This is a genomic window from Parabacteroides sp. MSK.9.14 (assembly GCF_019041495.1).
Lineage (GTDB): Bacteria > Bacteroidota > Bacteroidia > Bacteroidales > Tannerellaceae > Parabacteroides > Parabacteroides merdae.
In genome coordinates this window covers 1-19079 of sequence record NZ_JAHPXO010000023.1, presented here as the reverse complement: position 1 = coordinate 19079, position 19079 = coordinate 1, and the positions used below count along the sequence as shown (strand labels likewise).

General features: G+C 46.3%; 15 protein-coding genes and 1 pseudogene. 7 read left to right on the top strand and 9 right to left on the bottom strand.

Going from position 1 to position 19079, the window contains the following annotated elements; genetic code table 11:
* Nucleotides 1-62 precede the first annotated feature (62 nt).
* Nucleotides 63-2372 (bottom strand): S9 family peptidase, encoded by a 2310-nt coding sequence (locus KTG12_RS12890; protein ID WP_005648031.1) that lies wholly within the window; start codon nucleotides 2370-2372, stop codon nucleotides 63-65.
* A 144-nt stretch (nucleotides 2373-2516) separates the two neighbouring features.
* Here KTG12_RS12890 and KTG12_RS12885 point away from each other — a divergent pair, with 144 nt between their 5' ends.
* From KTG12_RS12885 to KTG12_RS12875, 3 genes are all read left to right on the top strand, one after another.
* Nucleotides 2517-3791, top strand: a complete 1275-nt coding sequence (locus KTG12_RS12885) for a hypothetical protein (protein ID WP_240142612.1) — start codon at nucleotides 2517-2519, stop codon at nucleotides 3789-3791.
* Nucleotides 3792-3919: 128 nt separating this feature from the next.
* A complete protein-coding gene (locus tag KTG12_RS12880; RefSeq protein WP_155143709.1) occupies nucleotides 3920-6208 on the top strand; it encodes an alpha-L-rhamnosidase C-terminal domain-containing protein in 2289 nt (762 codons plus the stop codon).
* Nucleotides 6209-6280: 72 nt separating this feature from the next.
* On the top strand, nucleotides 6281-6787 hold the full coding sequence (locus KTG12_RS12875) for an FKBP-type peptidyl-prolyl cis-trans isomerase (RefSeq protein WP_119215296.1): 507 nt from the start codon (nucleotides 6281-6283) through the stop codon (nucleotides 6785-6787).
* Between the two features lie 147 nt (nucleotides 6788-6934).
* Here the strand turns inward: KTG12_RS12875 and KTG12_RS12870 are convergent, their stop codons facing one another.
* The 5 genes from KTG12_RS12870 to argR form a co-directional block, all read right to left on the bottom strand.
* Nucleotides 6935-8062 (bottom strand): aspartate aminotransferase family protein, encoded by a 1128-nt coding sequence (locus KTG12_RS12870; protein WP_022321931.1) that lies wholly within the window; start codon nucleotides 8060-8062, stop codon nucleotides 6935-6937.
* Nucleotides 8063-8240: 178 nt separating this feature from the next.
* Nucleotides 8241-9209, bottom strand: coding sequence for an N-acetyl-gamma-glutamyl-phosphate reductase (gene argC, locus KTG12_RS12865; protein ID WP_005637011.1), 969 nt, complete (start codon nucleotides 9207-9209; stop codon nucleotides 8241-8243).
* A complete protein-coding gene (locus KTG12_RS12860) occupies nucleotides 9206-10405 on the bottom strand; it encodes an argininosuccinate synthase (RefSeq protein ID WP_005637008.1) in 1200 nt (399 codons plus the stop codon). The genes argC and KTG12_RS12860 overlap by 4 nt, the downstream gene beginning before the upstream one ends.
* Nucleotides 10406-10447: 42 nt before the next feature.
* A complete protein-coding gene (locus KTG12_RS12855) occupies nucleotides 10448-11029 on the bottom strand; it encodes a GNAT family N-acetyltransferase (RefSeq protein ID WP_005637006.1) in 582 nt (193 codons plus the stop codon).
* 70 nt (nucleotides 11030-11099) lie between these two features.
* Entirely contained in the window at nucleotides 11100-11543 is a 444-nt protein-coding gene (gene argR / locus KTG12_RS12850) for an arginine repressor (RefSeq protein ID WP_005637004.1), read from the bottom strand.
* A 182-nt stretch (nucleotides 11544-11725) separates the two neighbouring features.
* Between argR and KTG12_RS12845 the strand changes: the two genes are divergently transcribed.
* Nucleotides 11726-12523: a M48 family metallopeptidase gene (locus tag KTG12_RS12845; RefSeq protein ID WP_005637001.1), complete on the top strand. Its 798-nt coding sequence runs from the start codon at nucleotides 11726-11728 to the stop codon at nucleotides 12521-12523.
* A 472-nt stretch (nucleotides 12524-12995) separates the two neighbouring features.
* On the opposite strand, the gene KTG12_RS12840 is transcribed toward KTG12_RS12845, so the two are convergent.
* Nucleotides 12996-14789 (bottom strand): MutS family DNA mismatch repair protein, encoded by a 1794-nt coding sequence (locus KTG12_RS12840; RefSeq protein ID WP_036658969.1) that lies wholly within the window; start codon nucleotides 14787-14789, stop codon nucleotides 12996-12998.
* A 155-nt stretch (nucleotides 14790-14944) separates the two neighbouring features.
* On the opposite strand from KTG12_RS12840, the gene KTG12_RS12835 reads away from it, so the two are divergent.
* The 3 genes from KTG12_RS12835 to map all read left to right on the top strand — a co-directional run bounded on the left by KTG12_RS12835 (nucleotide 14945) and on the right by map (nucleotide 17783).
* Nucleotides 14945-15805: a phospholipase A gene (locus KTG12_RS12835; RefSeq protein WP_022321938.1), complete on the top strand. Its 861-nt coding sequence runs from the start codon at nucleotides 14945-14947 to the stop codon at nucleotides 15803-15805.
* 73 nt (nucleotides 15806-15878) lie between these two features.
* Nucleotides 15879-16889, top strand: a complete 1011-nt coding sequence (locus KTG12_RS12830) for an AI-2E family transporter (protein WP_005648014.1) — start codon at nucleotides 15879-15881, stop codon at nucleotides 16887-16889.
* 33 nt (nucleotides 16890-16922) lie between these two features.
* On the top strand, nucleotides 16923-17783 hold the full coding sequence (map, locus tag KTG12_RS12825) for a type I methionyl aminopeptidase (RefSeq protein ID WP_005648012.1): 861 nt from the start codon (nucleotides 16923-16925) through the stop codon (nucleotides 17781-17783).
* 120 nt (nucleotides 17784-17903) lie between these two features.
* Here the strand turns inward: map and mscL are convergent, their stop codons facing one another.
* Nucleotides 17904-18326, bottom strand: coding sequence for a large-conductance mechanosensitive channel protein MscL (gene mscL, locus KTG12_RS12820; protein ID WP_005648010.1), 423 nt, complete (start codon nucleotides 18324-18326; stop codon nucleotides 17904-17906).
* Nucleotides 18327-18398: 72 nt separating this feature from the next.
* Nucleotides 18399-18783: pseudogene (locus KTG12_RS12815) on the bottom strand (hydroxylamine reductase); the annotation flags it as partial.
* Between the last annotated feature and the right edge of the window lie 296 nt (nucleotides 18784-19079).

The following is a 19079-nucleotide window of genomic DNA, read 5'->3' as shown; positions in this document are numbered from 1 at the left end:
GTGACTTTTGGAGATATAACAAAAGACCCCCTGCCTTTTGTTTTTGCAGAGGGTCTTTTTAACTATCTACCGCCGGCGGGCAGATGGTCCAGCCAGTATTTGGCCATCGTCATTCGTAAGTGCAGAGTTGTGCCAGGACGTTCGTAAATGCCGTGGCTGCGCATCGGATAGCTTACTTGGCTGAACATTTTGCCATGTTTCACCAGCTCGTCGACCAGCATCTCGCAGTTCTGATAGTGGACGTTATCGTCGCCAGTACCGTGTATCAGGAGCAGGTTCCCTTTCAGTCCGGATGCGTATGTGATAGGAGAACCTTTTCGGTAACCTTCCGGATTGTTTTGGGGTGTGTTCATGTACCGTTCCTGATAAATCGTGTCGTAGGTGCGTTGGTCGGCAACGAAAGCGATGGCGATACCCGTATGGAAGACGTCCGGATAACGGAACATAGAGTTCAGTGTCTGGCTTCCGCCGCCGCTCCATCCAGTAATGCCGATACGGTCCGCGTCGATAAACGGGTAACGGCGTGCCATATCTTGGATGCCTCGTGCCTGGTCTTCGGATGCGAACGTGCCGACCTCGCCATAGATGCATTTACGCCATTCGCGGCCGCGCGGAGTGTTGGCTCCTCGGTTGTCGATGCTGACAACGATATATCCGAGGTTGGCGACATATTGGTTCCAGAGATCACCACCGCCCCATACATCCTGTACGGTCGAACTGGCCGGTTCGCCATAGACCTCTATGATGACAGGGTATTTCTTTGTCGGATCGAAGTTGACCGGTTTGATCATCCAAGCATCCAGTTCGAGATTGCCGGAGGTCACTTTGACGAACTCTTTCGGGTTCAGCCCCAGCGCAGCATATTGTTCGCGTGCCTTTGCATTGTCCTCTATCATCCTTACAGACTGATGCTTGGGGAAGGAAACCATGTCGATCATTGAAGGGGTTGCCGCATTGCTATAGGTATGGACCGCCCATTTTCCGGTAGGCGACATATTATAACGATGCTGTCCCGGCTGTCCTGCCGGACTGAGCCGTTTCACTTCTCCTTTTCCGAAAAGTTCGGCACTGTAGAGATAACGTTGGGTATAGTTTTCCGGTGAAGCGATAAAATATACCAGTCCCTTCTGAAGATCCGTCCCGACCGGCGATATATAGTCGAAGTCGCCTTTCGTAACCGGCTGTATCTCCTTCCCGTCCCGGCTGATGCGATAGAGGTGGCGCCATCCGTTGCGTTCGCTCTCCCAGGTGAACCAAGTATTGTCCTTCAGCCATTGGATATTGTCGTTCGTGTCCAGCCATGCTGCATCTGTGTCGGTGAAGATATTTTGAGGTGTAGGGCTACCGATGCGGGCGATCCATACTTTGTTCGTGTTCTGAGGACGGTTCATCTGCTGGATGAACAGTTCGTTGCTTCCGGGGATAAACTCCATACGGGGAATGTAGTTGTTTCGCGGATCGCCGGGAATCTCTATCCAGGTTGTCGCTCCCCCGGCTGCCGGAAGATAGCCCACTTTGACTGCCGAGTTCGTGCTGCCTGCCTTCGGATAAGGGAAATGCAAGATGGTCGGGTAGATGGAATCCACATTATTGATGATGTCGAACACCCCCGTTCCTTTTGTGTCGCTTTGCCAGTAGGCGATATATTGTCCGTCCGGACTCCATCGGAAACCGTCGCGGCAGGCGAATTCTTCTTCATACACCCAGTCGAATGTACCGTTCACGATCGTCTGGCTCCCGTCATGGGTCAGCTGAGTGATCTGGCCGGAAGCGACATCTTCTACATATATATTATTGTTCGAAACGAAAGCCACACGTGTTCCGTCAGGCGAGAATTTTGCAAACATCATCGATGATTCGGGCAGTCCCTTCCCCAATTGGCGCAAAGTCCCGTCTTTCAGAGTCAGTACCCAGTAGTCACCCCTCGTGTCGTAACGCCATACCCGTTTTGTATTGTTATAGATTAAGACCTTCCCGTTGTCGGTGCTCCAAGAGATGCTGCGGATGGCAATTGGCTTCCCGGTTTCTTTGTTGATAAACATGGAAGAGGGAATGATGACTTCCCTCCGGTTGTCTTTGGCGCGGTAGGCGACAATGTCCATACCGCCTGTTTCAGCGTTTGGTTCCATCCGGCTGTATCGCTCGCCATCCTTCATCCACGTCATGGCGCCGATTCCTTTTGTCTGTATGAGCCGTCCGCCTATGATTTCTTCGAGGTGGAGTTTGCCCTTTGTGGCGGTCGTTTCGCCTTTCGCAAACGGATCGCCGTCTGTCTCTGTCCGGTTTTCCCACGGCATGATTACCTGTGCCATGCTTGCATTTCCGGCCAACAGGATGCATGCTACCGGAATAATGAGTTTGTTTAGTTTCATGTATATTGGTTTTTCTATGATTATTAGTGTGCAAAGAACGGAATGTTTTATAAGATAAGCAAAGGAAATGAAAAAAGTAAGTGGATGTTTTTAATAAATTGTTAAATTGCAGAACTTTTGATGAAAAAACAAAAAACGGTGATTATGTTAGAAGATATAAAAGAAAATATGTTGGGAGAAAAGCATGAATCTCTTTTGGATGAGAACAAAATGCTTCGTGAATTATTGAAGTCTGCGTTGGATGAAAATAAGAAATTTTGTGAAGATCTGGAATTAAAGCAGAAAGAAGTGGATTCTTACAAAAAAATGAATATTGAAGGGAAAGAAGAATATGGTAACTTAAGAAAGTTATATGATGGAGCGAAGGCAGAAAGAAATGAGTATTTTCGCATGTATTCGGAGCTCCTCAATGAAAATAAGGATTTGAAGAAGTCTTATGAGAATTTTGTGAAAGCGAAGAACGCTCAATATTTAAGGAAAAGAAAAACTTCATCTCAGAAGGATGTAGACACTTTGAACCTGAAGTTGGAGAAAGCAAGGGCGTGTATTTCCGATTTGGAAGCAAAGAACGAGTCTTTTTATCAAGAGAGCATTCACCTTAAGAAGCGGCTTGACGTTTATTACTCCTTGCTTGAAGGCAAAAACGATGTTTTCGATACCGTGACTGGCATTGTCGATGAACTTGAGAAAGCGTTCCGGGTCACTTTCGAATTTACCGAGCCAAGCCTGAAAGGCATGGCGGAGTTGTTTAGGAAAGAAAAGGCTAAAATGGAATACCAGTATGCTAATATCGAGTACGTGGATAAAATGTTTGACAAGATAATGAAAGCAGAGAAGAGCTTAAAGGAAAAAGAAGAAAAGTTTGAAACGAATAAAAAAATGGTAGAAGAACTTTATCCCCGATTCTACTATTTGATAAAGAATAAGAAATTAGTCTTAGAGCAGATCTCTAATTTGAAAAGATGGGAGGAAGAACTGAAAGATAATAAAATAAAGGATGCCTATGAAAGGCTGATGGAACAGGAATTCGAATACGAGCGGCGGAAAAGTCGGTTGCAGGAGAATGAGGCGTTGTTGAAACGTGAAGAGAGATGGTTGCATAGTGAGCTGGTTGGGATGAACAAGCAGAGAGATGAATTGATAAATGAAAATATCGAAATCCAGCGTCAACTCTATGCCGAGATCGAAAAGAACGAACAGGTCCTCTTCATCATCCGCTCTTTGAACAGCATGAACCCTTTATATGAAAAAATAACGAAGGAGCTGGTCGCTTCTGTTCGCGGTCAGAAAACCCGTCACATCGTTACCTCTTTCCTGAAGGGGGAAAGTATCTACGAGATTGCACAAAGAGAAGGTAAATCCGCCACTTCTGTACGTCGGATGGTTCTTTTGTCCCTAATGGTCAAAACGAGGAAATAGCTTGTGCAGCATTTATAAGCCAGCCTGTTTTTTGTGCATTTTTCAAAAGAAAAATGTCAGATATATGAGGGGATGAATCTCTTACTCGCTCTATCTTTATCCCCAAATTACGAAAAAAGAAAAATACCATGAGTACATTACTGAACCGCCTTACCTTATTAGTCTCTTTCGCCTTTTCGGCTCTTTGCCTGCAGGCTGCCGACAAGAAACCTTTTGGGCTGATGACCGACCTGATTGAACATACCGGGCAGACGTGGCAGAACGGATACGCGTCGAATCTTCCGGTCTGGCAGCTCGAAGAGGCGATCGAACCGTTGCAATATGCCGCCATCCGTTCATCACATCCCGCCTTTTCCTGGATCGTACCGGGCGAAACCGGAGGAACACGACAAACCGCTTATCGCGTGATCGTGGCCGATAACCGTGAAGATGCTGCTTCTGGAAGAGGTAATCTGTGGGACAGCGGGGTGGTCGGGAGCGATCGGTCCGTAGCTGTCCGTTACGCCGGTGAAGCATTGAAACCGGGTAAATCCTATTTCTGGCGGGTAAAGACGGTGACCAATACCGAGGGGGAAAGCGAATGGTCCGAAGTGAAGGCTTTTCGCACTGCTGACCGCCTGTCCGAATATGAAACAGCCTACTACCCACAGGTGAAGACGATGGAGTTTCCGGTCGGAATAACGGAAATCCGTCCCGGTACGCGCCTTGTCGACTTCGGGAAAGATGCTTTCGGGCAGTTGGTGCTGACGTTGGCATCCGATGGTACGCGCGATTCGGTGGTCGTGCATTTAGGGGAATGTCTCGAAGGAGGACGCATCCTGCGTGATCCGGGTAAATCGACAATTCGTTATCACCGCTATCCGTTGGCTTTGTTGAAGGGGACGAACACATACCGGATCAAGATCAAGAAAGATAAACGGAATACCGGATCGGCTGCCGTGTTGATACCGGAATATGTGGGCGAAGTCGTCCCTTTCCGCTATTGCGAGATCGAAGGGTATGAGGCGCCTCTCACGCCTGCATCGGTTGTCCGCGAGACGGTGCATTATCCGTTTGATGAGACGGCTTCTTCTTTCCGTTGTTCCAACGATACGTTGAATCAGATCTGGGATCTCTGCAAATATTCTGTCCGGGCCACTTCATTCTCCGGGATTTATGTAGATGGCGACCGCGAACGTATTCCTTATGAGGCGGATGCCCTGATCAACCAGCTTTGCCACTATGGGGTGGATCGTGAATATGCGATTGCCCGTCGCTCGCATGAATACCTGCTGCAATATCCGACATGGCCGACCGAATGGATCTTGCAGGCGTTGTCGATAGCCTGGTACGATTATCTGTATACGGGCGATAGCCGTTCGCTCGAATCCAGTTACGAATTGCTGAAACCGCGTATCTTGATGGCTCTCCGCGAGAAGAACGGGTTGATCAGCACGACGACCGGATTGCAGACGGACGATTTCCTTCGTTCGATCCGTTTTAAGGGACAGATACGGGATATCGTGGACTGGCCGCATACCGGAATACTCGGTTTGGGAAAGAAGCAAGGAGGAGAAGACGACGGATTTGCTTTTACCGATTATAATGTAGTGACGAACGCCTGGCATTACGCGGCTTTGAAGCAGATGGAAGGTATTGCCGGTGCATTGGGTAAGCAGGATGATGTCGCTTTTTATGCATCCGAATCGGACGCTTTCAAAAAACGGTTCATCCGTTCGTTCTTTGATGTTCGTAAGGGGTATTTCACGGATGGTCTTGCTGCCGACACCGACCATGCTTCCCTACATGGCAATATGTTCCCGTTGGCGTTCGATCTGGTTCCGGCCGGAAAGAAGCAAAATGTCGTCGATTTTATCCAAACCCGCGGGATGGCTTGCAGCGTCTATGGCTCGCAATTCCTGATGGACGCCCTCTATGAAGCGAATGATGCCGAATATGCTTTGCATATGTTGACCAAGACGGACGACCGCAGTTGGTATAATATGATCCGTGTCGGCTCGACTATCTCGCTTGAAGCCTGGGACAACAAGTACAAGCCAAACCAAGACTGGAACCATGCCTGGGGAGCGGCTCCTGCCAATATCATCCCGCGTCGCCTGATGGGAGTGGAGCCTCTTACGCCCGGTTTCGGCACTGCCCGTATCAAACCGCAGCTTGCTTCGCTCGAATGGGCGGAGGCAACGATTCCGACGATCCGGGGGGCGATCCGTATGGAGGTGGAGAATAAGGCGGACGCCTATATTCTGAAGGTGACGATTCCTGCCAATATGGATGCCGAAGTGTATCTTCCGCTTCCGCGCGGTAAATACACCGTGACGAATAATGGTGCTCCGGTGAAAGTCTCCCGCGTGAAGGGCGAGCCGTTCCTCTATGCCGGGAAGATCGGTTCCGGCAGCTATACCTTTGTGGTGAATTGACCGTTCTGTTTGTACCGTATTGCTTTGTATGCTATCTTTGCGCCTTCAAAACAATAAAAGACTGAAGTACAAATGAAGAGATCTATTTATGCCGTAATCAGCCTGATGATGGCGATGGTAGTCGGGTTTACCGCCTGTGGGGATGATGACAAAGGCTTCTCTGCTGAACAGATTGCCTATTTCGAGAAGAACCTTGAGTTCATCCGCGAAAAGAAAGTATTGAAGGGAGACGATGGGGAGCTGCTTTACAAGCAAATCGTTTTAGGCGGTGACACCGCCTTGTATCGTGTTTTGGGTAAGGAAGGAGAGGAAACGCAATGCCCGACGAGCCAGACTCCTGTAACAATGATCTTGAAAGGTGATTTTATCAGCGGCCAGAATTTCCAGAAGGAGATGACGATGACGCTTACTCCTGCTGGCGTCGTACCGGGGTTGGGAGCAATATTGTTGAATAATACTATTGGCGAACGGGTTGAGGCGATTATCCCAGCTAACTTGGGATATGGCTATTATGATTACAGAGGGATTCCTGCTGGTTCGACCTTGATCTTCACCTATACGATAGAGAAGTTCAATTGATTGGATGAAGAATGTAACTGCTGATTTATCAGTTATTGTCCTCCCAAAAAATCAAAGATCCACCAACCGGAAGCTCCGATGGTGGATCTTATTTATATAAAGAAACAATTAAGCTGTATAGCGATGGTTGGCAAACCGTCTTCTTTTTTAAGCATTCAGCACCTTGCGGAATCGTACGATGAATTCCTTTGCCTCGTCCATGCTCAGGCAGAGCGGCGGCAACAGACGGATCGTGTTGGTTCCGGCTACTCCCGTAAATACCTTCTCTTCGAACAGCAATTTGCTGCGTACTTCCTTGATCGATTCTTCGAACTCGATACCGATCATCAGACCACGTCCGCGAATCTCTTTAATTCCCGGTAGCTTATGCAATTCATCCAACAGGTAAGCTCCTACTTCCCGCGCATTGTCGATCAGCTTTTCATCTTCCATGATCTCCAGTACGGCAATGGCGGCCGCACAAGCTAAATGATTGCCTCCGAAAGTTGTGCCTAACATCCCGTATACTGGTTTGAACATTGGGCTGATCAGCAATCCGCTCATAGGGAAACCGTTGCCGATACCTTTTGCTACCGAAATCAGGTCCGGTTTGATTCCGGCATACTGGTGGGCGAAGAACTTACCGCTGCGTCCGTATCCCGACTGGATTTCATCAAGAATCAGGCAGGCTTCATATTTCGTACACAAGGCGCGCAGTTCCTGCATAAAGGAATCGGTTGGCAACTGGATGCCGCCCACGCCTTGAATACCTTCGATAATAACCGAAGAAACGTCCCCCTTCTGCAATTCGGCTTCTACTGCTGTCGCGTCATTCAGAGGTAGATAGGTTACGGCGAGATCCTCATTTACCGGAGCGATGATTTTCGGATTGTCTGTCACGCGTACGGCAGCAGACGTACGTCCGTGGAAGGCATGTTTGAAAGCAATCACACGTTTCTTTCCGTTGTGGAAAGAGGCTAATTTCAAAGCATTTTCATTGGCTTCGGCTCCTGAGTTGATCAAGAAGAGCGAATAGTCGTCATAACCGGATGCCTTACCCAATTTGTCTGCCAATTTCTGTTGGAGACTGTTGATGACGGAGTTGGAATAGAATCCTAACTTGTTTACTTGTTCGGTGATAGCCTTTACATAAGTAGGATGGCTATGGCCGACCGAGATTACGGCATGTCCGCCATACAGGTCGAGGTATTCGTTTCCCTCTGTATCCCATACATGACATCCCTTGCCTTTGACAATCTCTATATTGAATAATGGATATACGTCGAATAGATTCATAATGTAAAAATGTTTATAAATGATGATTTATCGGTTACTTTTGGATCAAGCCTTAACCGTCCGGTCTACTCCGGTTCTCTCTTTTGCCGTCTGCTTCAGCAGACGGCAAAAGAGAATCTGCGACATAAAGAGCAGCTTAGCCTGTTTGCTCACCGATAAATCATCATTTGTATATTAATTAAAACGCTGAAGGCTTCAGATGCAACCCTACCGTCTCTTCCAAGCCGAAGAGGAGGTTCATGTTGTGGACTGCTTGGCCGCTCGCTCCCTTCAGCAGGTTGTCTATCATCGAAACGATCAGCAGCTTGTCTTCCTGTTTCAACAGATAGATCAGGCACTTGTTCGTATTTACCACTTGTTTCAGATCCGGGTTCTTGTCGGTGATGAAAGTGAAAGAGTGATCAGCGTAGTATTCTTCATAAATACGCTTGATCTCATCCAGTCCGATTTTGCAATCCAGATAAGTCGTGGCAAAGATACCTCGTGAGAAATTACCTCTCACCGGGATAAAGTTGACCATACTGTTGAAGCTGTTCTGCAATTGCCGTAGACTCTGTCCGATTTCTGCCAGATGCTGATGCGTGAACGGTTTGTAAATCGAGATGTTATCGTTTCGCCAGCTGAAATGAGAAGTGGACGACGGTTTGACTCCAGCTCCTGTCGATCCCGTGATTGCATTTACATGCAAATCCGAGTTCAGCATCAGATGCTTGGCCAGTGGTAAAACAGCTAATTGGATACAGGTGGCAAAACATCCGGGGTTTGCAATATGCTGTGCGTTGCAGATACGGCGTCGGTTCAGTTCGGGCAGGCCGTAGACGAAATCGTGTTCAGGGCTTTCGATGCGGTAGTCCATACTGAGATCGATGATCTTCACGTTTTCGGGTACGGTATGACTCTCCATGAACTTCTTCGTATCGCCGTGAGCGGTACAGAAGAAAAGGAGGTCGATCTGGTCCAGCGGCAGTTCATCTGTAAATATCAAATCTGTTTCGCCATACAGTCCGCTATGTACGTCCGTGATCTTGTTGCCGGCATTGCTCGTACTGTTCACAAATGTAATCTCGGCGTCCGGATGATTCAGCAGCAAGCGGATCAATTCGCCTGCCGTATATCCTGCACCTCCAATAATCCCGACTTTGATCATATTTCTTCGTCCTTATGGTTGTTGTAATAAACACGCAGTGGAGTGGAAGTGACCTTGATGAAACCTTTTGCATCTTCGGCTGTCCAACCTTTCTGCATTTCTCCGTATTCTCCGAACTTGGTCTTTACCAGATCGTCTTTTGAATCGACGCCGACAGTCGAGAACGAAAGCGGGCGAAGTTCCAAAATGACAGTACCGTTCACATTGCGCTGTGATTCCTGCAACATGGCTTCAATGTCGCGCATAACCGGTTCGAGATACTGGCTTTCGTGGAGGAACATTCCATACCAGTTGGCAACCTGGTCTTTCCAGTATTGCTGCCATTTGCTAAGCGTATATTTTTCGAGGAAGCGATGAGCGCCGATAATCAGCATTGGAGCGGCTGCTTCAAATCCTACACGTCCTTTGATGCCGATGATCGTATCTCCCACATGCATGTCACGGCCGATACCGTATGCTGCACCGATTTCTTCCACCTTCTGGATAGCAGCGATTTTGTCTTCGAATACTTTACCGTTCACGGCATGGATTTCACCGTTTTTGAATTCAAGACGAAGTTCTTCGCTGCCAGTCTTTGTCACTTGTTTCAAATAAGCACTTTCCGGCAGACCTTGTGTGGAGTCGAGAATTTCGCCGCCGCAGATGGAAGTTCCCCACAAACCTACATTGTAGGAATATTTCAGTTTCGTGAAGTCTGCTTCGAAGCCATGTTCTTTCAGATAGTTGATTTCGTAGTCGCGGCTCAATGCCATATCGCGTGTCAGCGTGATGATCTCGACATTCGGAGCCAGCACCAAGAATGTCATGTCGAAGCGGATCTGGTCGTTTCCGGCTCCTGTGGAACCGTGGGCGATTGCATCGGCACCGATCTCGTTTGCATAGCGGGCGATTGCCAACGCCTGAAAAATACGTTCCGAACTGACGGAGATCGGATAAGTACCGTTACGGAGTACATTTCCGAAGACCATATATTTCAGGCTCTTTTCATAATATTCTTTTGTTACGTCAATTGTCACATATTTAGTTGCCCCTAACTTATAGGCGTTTTCTTCGTTTTGTTTCAACTGTTCTTCGCTGAAACCGCCTGTGTTGGCACAAGCTGCATACACTTCATATCCTTTTTCCTTGGCCAGATACATAACAGTAAAAGATGTATCCAATCCCCCACTAAATGCGACTACTACTTTTTTCTTCATTTTGTATACCTGTATTGATCTTTATTTTTTAATTCTTAATTTTTAATTCTTAATTTCCCTCGCCTCTCTCTCGGCCCGATGAGGATCGTCCGGATCGAAGAGCATTCCGGTACAGATGCAGTAACGGCGGCCGGTACGTTCGAGGATATCGTGGTTGACACAGCCTTCGCAACCTCTCCAGAAAGCCTCGTCGTCTGTCAGGTCGGCAAAGGTAACCGGCACATATCCTAATTCCGTATTCATTTTCATGACGGCAGCACCCGAAGTTAGACTAAAAATCTTGGCGTGAGGCCAGCGCATACGGGCCAGCTGGAAGGTCATCTCCTTGATTCTTTTGGCAATGCCCAATCCTCGAAAGTCGGGATGCACGATCAGGCCGGAGGTGGTCACATATTGTTTGTTACCCCAAGACTCGATATAGCTGAAACCTGCAAATTTGTTACCTTCTAAAGCAATGACGGCTTTTCCTTCCTTCATCTTTTGGGCAACGTATTCATGTGTACGCTTGGCGATACCGGTTCCGCGCACTTTGGCGGCGGCTTCGATCGTGTCGAGGATGATATCTACATATTCCTCGTGACAGGCTTCAGCGATCATCACATCAATTTTTCTTTCTTGTTCCATTTTTATGTTTGTTCTTTTATCTTCTGTTGTTAGTGGGAACAAATGATCAGTTCCCTATACATTATATATATTATATAAAATGAGCCAATGCTTTTACGATCTTGTCCCGGCTGATCCCTTCGCGCGGGATGATCAGGATCGTGTCGTCTCCGGCAATCGTGCCCAGTATTTCACAGGGCGCATGCGTATCGATATCCGAAGCAATCCCCATTGCATATCCCGGGCGGGTCTTGACAACGGCCAGATTACCCGAAAACTCGATGTTGGGATGATACTGCGTTTGCTCTTTCACTGGTTGCATAAGTGCTGAATAATCGGGCAGGCGATATACATAATTTCCGTCCCCGTCATGTACTTTGATGACTTTCAGTTGCTTTATGTCGCGTGACAGGGTCGCTTGGGTAACCTGGAATCCGCTATTTTCCAACTGTTTAAGCAGCTCTTCCTGATTTCCTATTTTCTCTGTCTGTATAATGCGGCAGATGGCATCCAATCGTTCTTTTTTTGTACTCATACTTGTATATTTATGCAACAAGACTGCAAATATAAAGAGTATAATTGAATAATTATGCAAGTGTGCTTTCTTTTTTTGTATAAATCTTCATATTCTTTATCTCTTGAGCAAAAAGCCTTTACGAATTGTTTATTATGAAGAGAAATCATAATTTTGCAAATAGTATAGATAAAGGATAAAAAATGAAGAAGATTACAAGTTTATTCGTCGCCATGTTGCTGTTGCTAAGCAGTTGCGGAAGTGTCCCGTTGACCGGAAGAAAGCAGGTTTTGCTTGTTTCGGATCAGGAAGTGCTGTCGTCCAGCCTGACCCAATATTCTGATTATATGAAATCGGCTAAGAAATCATCATCGAAAGACGGTGCCGCTATGGTGACACGTGTTGGTAAAAAGATAGCGGCCGCTACTGAACAATATCTGAGAAACAACGGGTTGGAGAGCGAAATCAAGAATTTTGCATGGGAGTTTAACTTGGTGAACGATCCGCAGGTCAACGCGTTTTGCATGCCGGGGGGTAAAATCGTTGTCTATGAAGGACTGATGCAGTTGGTTTCGTCGGACGATGAATTGGCCGTCGTGGTCGGTCATGAAGTGGCGCATGCCGTAGCCAAACACAGCAACGAGCGTATGAGTCAGCAGTTGATGGCACAATACGGTGCGCAGATATTGGGGCAGGCGTTAAGTAATAAGTCGGCTGCTGTCCAGAAGATCGGTGCTTCCGTTTATGGCTTGGGTGCTCAATACGGTGTTATGTTGCCATTCTCACGCAAACACGAATCCGAGGCGGATTATATGGGACTGGTCTTTATGGCAATGGCCGGCTATAATCCCGCAGTCGCCGTCAACTTCTGGCAAAAAATGTCAGCCGGCAAATCCGGCTCCACTCCTGAATTTATGAGCACGCACCCCAGTGATGCCACCCGTATTAATGAGATTAAGCAGCATTTACCGGAGATAGAGAAGTACAGGGTAAAGAAATGATTTGTCACCATGATATGTCTTGTCCTGATTTAGATTGGCCATGCCTCCCCGTTTCACCTATATATATTTAAGAGAAAAACAAGGACACTACAATATTAATTAATCAACAAATACACAGGTATTAACAGCATTACTACCACTCCTTTACTTTTCGCCCTTAGTCGAAAAGGTTTTTGACCAGTGTCGAAAGGGCTTTTGACCAAGGGCGAAAAGGTTTTCGACTAAAGGCAAAAGGTCTGTGGGCTGGCTGTTTGATAACAGTAGCATGGCAATTGTCTTTTAAATAGGACCTTCCGAGGCCGACTTTATCCCTGATGAAGGCAAACGCAAACGGTGAAGCCGTTTTTTACTACCAACATTCATCTGTCAAAAGTCCCAATAAGGGTTATTGTCTGTTTTGGTGACATGTCTTATCATTGTCTTTGTCCTGAATGATTAGGGTGGGCCATAAAATTTCTTCGGTATAGGCATGTTATACCGTTATCCCCATCTTCTTCATCAAGAAGCAGGCATTCATATTTTGGGCTATCCCTTCTCTGAGTTGGTAGGAAAATGTCAGTTCGTTGTCTTGGATATCGGCCTCAAAACGATAATTCTTGATCTGGTTCGGGAATTCCTTTTCAAGTTCGCCTAACGCCAGATCGTGTGTGGCAATGATACCGCAAGCCTGATTCGCTACCAGCTGTTTCATCAAAGCAAGGGAACCTTTTTGTTTGTCGATCGAATTGGTCCCTTTCAGGATTTCATCTAAAATGATGAATAGCTGTTCGCCCTGTTGCAAGCGATCGATAATCATCTTCAGCCGTTTCAGTTCGGCAAAGAAATAAGACTCATTGCTTGCAAGAGAATCGGAAGTACGCAGGCTGGTCACCATCCGGGCCGGATATAAAGTCAGAGACGCCGCACAAACCGGAGCACCGATACAGCCGAGCAGATAGTTGACGCCGATGGTACGCAGGTAAGTGCTTTTTCCTGCCATATTCGCTCCCGTAATAATCAGGAACCAGGGACTTTTCCGGATCTCGATGTCATTCTTTACGCATATGTCCCGGCGCAGTAACGGATGTCCGAGCGCTTTGCCTTCCATTTTGAAATATACGTCTGCTATCTCAGGATAAATGTATTCCGGGTGATTGAAGGCAAATCCACCCAGCGAACAGTAAGCATCGAACAAAGCCAATGCTTCGAACCAGCGTTCCGTATCCTCTCCATGCTCCATCTTCCATTTTTCCAGCTTTATCGCCATGCGGGTATCGCGCAAAGTGAAAATATTCAGTATGACGCCGATTGCACTGAAACGTTGGTTCAGCGCACCGATATGTCCGGAGAGTTTTTTGATGATCGAAGAGGCCGTTTGCCCGTCGCTTGCAAACCGGTTGTGGATATCGGCGAGCTCGGCGGATTGAAAGTTTTCACCTTCGATACATTTGATCAGCTCGGAATAAGTCTGCAATATTTGCTCCATTCTGTCCAAAGAATTGTGTACCGTAGCGATCTGCTTCGCATTGAGATAAGCGATAATGAAAGACAATCCGAAGAACATGCCGGCTATCGATACCGGGAGCAGGTTCAGTGCACATCCTATCGCGACCAATACCCAGATGGAAGGGATCAGACAGATGAGCAGTTTCCATATTTTATTGTTGATCAAGCAGGGAGCCGCTTTACTTAATAGAGAAATAAGTTGTTGGTCGTCCTTGTTTCCCGGATGCAGGATGCCTGTCACATAGAAATGTTGCCGGAGCTGCGTGAAGGATTCCAGTTCGCGGATCGCTTCCTGGCGTCTTAATATCATAGCCTTGTCGGTGAGTGGTTGCATAAACCAGCCGGCCAGCTTCTCTTTTCCCATGAAAGTAACCGTGCGGTTGACGGACTGGAAAAGCGAATGGTTTCCGAACAAATCCAGATCAAGGCTGAACGAATGTTCTGCGGAACTTTTTTCCGGTGCTCCGTCGAACGCACTGAAATCGTAATCCAACCCGTTCAGTTCGTTTTTGCACAGGTTCGCCAGTGCTTCGGCGTAACATTTCCGGGCGAAGAGCTTGGTGTGCCAGACCATTAGAGCGATAAACGGGATAGTAAACAAGACGGCGATCCCGGCCAGCACTTTCCAGTCTTCGGATTTGAAGAACCAGACCATGGCGATCAGACCGGCGACCAATAACAAACGGATGCTTCCGAGCAAATGAATTTTTTTCTTCAGGTTATCGGCCCTGCGGGTGTAAGCCGTGACAATATCTTGGTAATAGTTGTATATCTTTTCCATGCCTGCAAAGATAAATAAAAATGAACTAACCATTCTGTAATTGGTTTTATTTAAAAGAATGATAACGAAATGACCAATATAGGTGCTAAAGAGGCGAATTATCATTCATTGATTCGTATATCTTTGCTAAGGTTTTTATCGACTCAATAAACTTGATGCGTTTTATGAAAAGGATCGTGATGCTTCTGTTTCTGTCTGTGATGGTCTGTACCCTCTCGGCACAGGAAAAAAAAGGAGAAACTATCGGGGAAAGGATCGTGGCGAATGCTTATAACGCCGACAGTATCCGCGGTATTTTGGACAAGATGCCGTATTTCACCCTGTTCAAGGACAATTACTTCGTGGGAGGGACAACTCTCGGACATAAACCGACTGCTGCCAATTCGGACGTGAAGTTTCAGTTGAGTATCGCCCAACGACTGACAAAAAGCAAATTGCCGTTCGATACTTACCTGTTTATCCAGTACACTCAGAAGGCTTTTTGGAATGTCTTTCAGGAATCGTTGCCCATGAAGGACCTTAATTTTAATCCCGGTATCGGTCTGGGGCATCTGATCGTCTACCATAATAAATATATAGGTAAAGGGTATCTTATGCTCGAACATGAATCGAACGGGAAAGACAGCACCGCTTCCCGCAGTTGGAATAAAGTCACTTTTGCGGTTGCGATCACCCTTTCGCCGAATTGGGAGGCACAGTTCAAGACCTGGATACCGATTGTGGATGGTGGGAATAATAAAGACCTGCTGAAATATAACGGGATCTTTCAGGTCGCCGCCAATTACCGGACCGACAACCGTCGTTTTAATTGTGGTGTGATCCTGACGAAGCGTAAGACTTGGACCAGCTTTAACACACAGGTCGAATTGAGTTACAAATTTAACAATAATGAGAATCAATATTTCTTCCTGCAATATTACAATGGCTATGGGGAAAATCTATTGGAATATAATAAGTTCAAAAGCATGATAAGGATAGGCTTCGTTATCAAGCCTTCCGATTTCAGCCTGTATTGACAGAAGACGATAAACAACCGCTCTCCTGTATTGTTATTTATATATACATTGTATAATAATGCAAAATAACAAAATGAATGTAAAGGAACAATACTGGAAATACTCTCTGGTTACGATTATCGTAGTGCTGGGGACGATTCTTTTTGTGGAATTCATCCCTTTTCTGGGAGGTATCTTGGGCGCTTGTACCATTTATATATTGGTCAGGAAACAAATGTTGTATCTGACCGAAAAGAAACATTTGCGGCGTAGCTTCGTTGCTGTAATCTTGTTGCTGGAAACGATCCTCTGTTTTTTGATACCGCTTTCGCTGGCTGTCTGGTTATTTATCAACAAACTGCAAAATTTCAATCTGGACCCGACCCAATTGGTCAAGTCGGCGGAACATATTGCGAACCTGATCGAGCAACGGACCGGATACGACGTGCTCGATACCTCCAATATCATGTCTGCTGTCTCCATTCTCCCGAAGATAGGGCAGGTGTTGATGGGAGGAATCAGCGGTTTCGCCATCAATGTGGCCGTACTGGTGCTGATACTTTATTTCATGCTGATTGGTGGTGCCAAGATGGAAAAGTATGTCTACAGCATTTTGCCTTTTAGTGACGAGAATAAGAAAAACGTCTTGAACGAGATCAATATGATCGTCACCTCCAACGCAATCGGAATTCCGTTGCTGGCCATCATCCAAGGGCTGATCGCTTTGCTCGGATATTGGATATTCGATGTGCCGAGTCCTTTCCTTTTCGGCTTTCTGACCTGTTTTGCCACGATCATTCCGGTTGTGGGTACAGCGTTGGTCTGGTTGCCGCTGGCTCTTTATATGACGTTGACAGGAGATTGGGTGAATGCTGCCGGACTGACGGCTTATGCTTTGATTATCATTACGAATGTGGATAACCTGATTCGTTTTATCTTGCAGAAAAAAATGGCGGATACTCATCCGCTCATTACCATATTCGGTGTGATCATCGGCTTGTCTCTATTCGGTTTTATGGGGATTATCTTTGGGCCGCTCCTGATTTCGATCTTTATACTTTGTTTCAATATATTCAAGGAAAAGTATCTGGATAATGCCCGATAACTGCTACTTTTGTATGGATAAATAAACAAAGCCATGCATAGCAGAAGAATAAAAAACAATTGGCACATCATCAAAGGACAGCCTCTTACCGAATTAGACAAAAAAGTGCTTTACTATCAGAATAAAGGCCACCTGGTGCCGTCACGCAAACTGATCAAGACAGCAGAACAGATCGAAGGCATCCGCCGGAGCAGTGTGGTGAATACCGGGGTGCTCGATTTGGTTGCAAGAGAGATCAAGGCCGGTATGTCTACTGCCGAGATCGATAAGTTGGTATATGATTATACCGTTTCGCACGGGGCTATTCCGGCGCCTCTGAATTATGAAGGGTTTCCGAAAAGCGTCTGCACTTCTGTCAACGAGGTGGTCTGCCACGGTATTCCCAGTGAAGATGAGATATTGGAAGAGGGGGATATTATCAATGTAGATGTTTCGACTATCTTGGACGGGTATTACTCGGATGCTTCCCGTATGTTTATTATAGGTAAAACGACCCCTGAAAAGGAAAAGCTGGTGCGGGTGACGAAAGAGTGTCTTGAAATCGGTATGCAGGCGGCGAAACCGTTCGGTTTTGTCGGTGATATCGGCAATGCCATCCAACGCCATGCGGAGAAGAACGGGTATTCTGTCGTCCGTGATTTATGCGGTCATGGTGTCGGATTGGAGTTCCATGAAGAACCGGAGGTCTGCCATTTCGGACGAAAGGGGACAGGGATGCTTCTGGTTCCAGGTATGGTATTCACGATCGAACCGATGATCAACATGGGAACCTGGCAGGTCTTTATTGACGAAGAAGACGGATGGACAGTCGTTACCGAAGATGAACTGCCTTCCGCTCAATGGGAGCATACGTTCCTGATGACGGAAACGGGGCTTGAGATATTATCTTATTGATTGATATAGGTTGGCGGAAGGAGATGTCGAAACAATATCCTGCTGACTAATCGACATGATTTAGGCACGGAATTTAATCCGTGCCTAAAAGAGCGTGATAAAAGGTGTTTTGATATCGTCTTATTTTTTGTCTTTCAACAAATCACGTATCTCGGTAAGCAACTGTATATCGGCTGGAGGAGGAGCCGGAGCTGCCGGTGCTTCTTCTTTTTTCTTGTTCAAGGCATTGATTCCTTTTACTAACATAAAAATAGAAAATGCGATAATGATGAAATCGAAAGTCACCTGCAAAAAGTTTCCATAGTTGATGGAAACAGCTGGCGAGACAACTTTGTCACCGTCCATTACAGCCTGTTTCAGTATGATCTTTAAGTCGGTGAAGTTTACGCCTCCGATCAGCAGGCCGATAGCAGGCATGATGATGTCACCGACGACAGATGATACGATTTTACCGAAAGCACCGCCGATAATGATACCCACAGCCATGTCGATCACGTTGCCGCGCATGGCGAATTGTTTGAACTCTTGTAGAATCTTCTTCATAATTTAACCTTTTTATGTTATAACTACAAAAGTATACGTTTGGTTGTGGATATCCAAAACAATTTGAGAATCTTATGCTATGATGAACTGTTCTATATCTTTTTCCGGAGTTTGTATGGTGTCGATCCCGAAATTTTCGACCAGGACTTTGGCAACATTCCTTCCAACCCGAATACATCCTGTAGTTTATGGCGATCAATGCTAGTGAATAGCTGTCGTTGCATTGTCCGGCATCCAGTACGCGGGGAATGCCGTTGATATCTCCTAACGACAGTTTGTTGTATCGGTACTTGGCGAAACCTGCTGTCAGAATCACGCAGTCATCCGGCAATTGTTCGGCAAATTCGGTATAGTAGTTACGTTTTTTCATGCGCCCGTCGCATCCAGCCATGACGACAAACTTACGGATTGCCCCGCTTTTCACGGCATTGACGACTTTATCAGCTAATGCTAACTGGCCGGCAACTCTGAAAGGACTTTTACAGGGACAAATGGTGAATGATGCGGGAAAGTTGGTTGTGATAGAAGAACTTATGTATGCAACAGTTGAGGCAAATGGCAAAATAACTCAGCTGTTTATTTTCCTTTTTATCATGATAATATCCCAATATTTTTTCTTTCGTACCTTAAAATAGAGTATTATGTATCCAGAGCGGAACGTATAAAAAAGTTTTCAAACCATTTGGAAGTTTGGATTGGAAGAATTACTTTTGCACCCGCATTCGAGCGAGAAGGTCGGCAGTTAACATGATG

Excerpts from the sequence above, each read along its gene's own strand:
- KTG12_RS12890 (WP_005648031.1), bottom strand. The coding sequence starts at position 2,372 with ATGAAACTAAACAAACTCATTATTCCGGTAGCATGCATCCTGTTGGCC.
- KTG12_RS12885 (WP_240142612.1), top strand. The coding sequence starts at position 2,517 with ATGTTAGAAGATATAAAAGAAAATATGTTGGGAGAAAAGCATGAATCT.
- KTG12_RS12880 (WP_155143709.1), top strand. The coding sequence starts at position 3,920 with ATGAGTACATTACTGAACCGCCTTACCTTATTAGTCTCTTTCGCCTTT.
- KTG12_RS12875 (WP_119215296.1), top strand. The coding sequence starts at position 6,281 with ATGAAGAGATCTATTTATGCCGTAATCAGCCTGATGATGGCGATGGTA.
- KTG12_RS12870 (WP_022321931.1), bottom strand. The coding sequence starts at position 8,062 with ATGAATCTATTCGACGTATATCCATTATTCAATATAGAGATTGTCAAA.
- argC (WP_005637011.1), bottom strand. The coding sequence starts at position 9,209 with ATGATCAAAGTCGGGATTATTGGAGGTGCAGGATATACGGCAGGCGAA.
- KTG12_RS12860 (WP_005637008.1), bottom strand. The coding sequence starts at position 10,405 with ATGAAGAAAAAAGTAGTAGTCGCATTTAGTGGGGGATTGGATACATCT.
- KTG12_RS12855 (WP_005637006.1), bottom strand. The coding sequence starts at position 11,029 with ATGGAACAAGAAAGAAAAATTGATGTGATGATCGCTGAAGCCTGTCAC.
- argR (WP_005637004.1), bottom strand. The coding sequence starts at position 11,543 with ATGAGTACAAAAAAAGAACGATTGGATGCCATCTGCCGCATTATACAG.
- KTG12_RS12845 (WP_005637001.1), top strand. The coding sequence starts at position 11,726 with ATGAAGAAGATTACAAGTTTATTCGTCGCCATGTTGCTGTTGCTAAGC.
- KTG12_RS12840 (WP_036658969.1), bottom strand. The coding sequence starts at position 14,789 with ATGGAAAAGATATACAACTATTACCAAGATATTGTCACGGCTTACACC.
- KTG12_RS12835 (WP_022321938.1), top strand. The coding sequence starts at position 14,945 with ATGCGTTTTATGAAAAGGATCGTGATGCTTCTGTTTCTGTCTGTGATG.
- KTG12_RS12830 (WP_005648014.1), top strand. The coding sequence starts at position 15,879 with ATGAATGTAAAGGAACAATACTGGAAATACTCTCTGGTTACGATTATC.
- map (WP_005648012.1), top strand. The coding sequence starts at position 16,923 with ATGCATAGCAGAAGAATAAAAAACAATTGGCACATCATCAAAGGACAG.
- mscL (WP_005648010.1), bottom strand. The coding sequence starts at position 18,326 with ATGAAGAAGATTCTACAAGAGTTCAAACAATTCGCCATGCGCGGCAAC.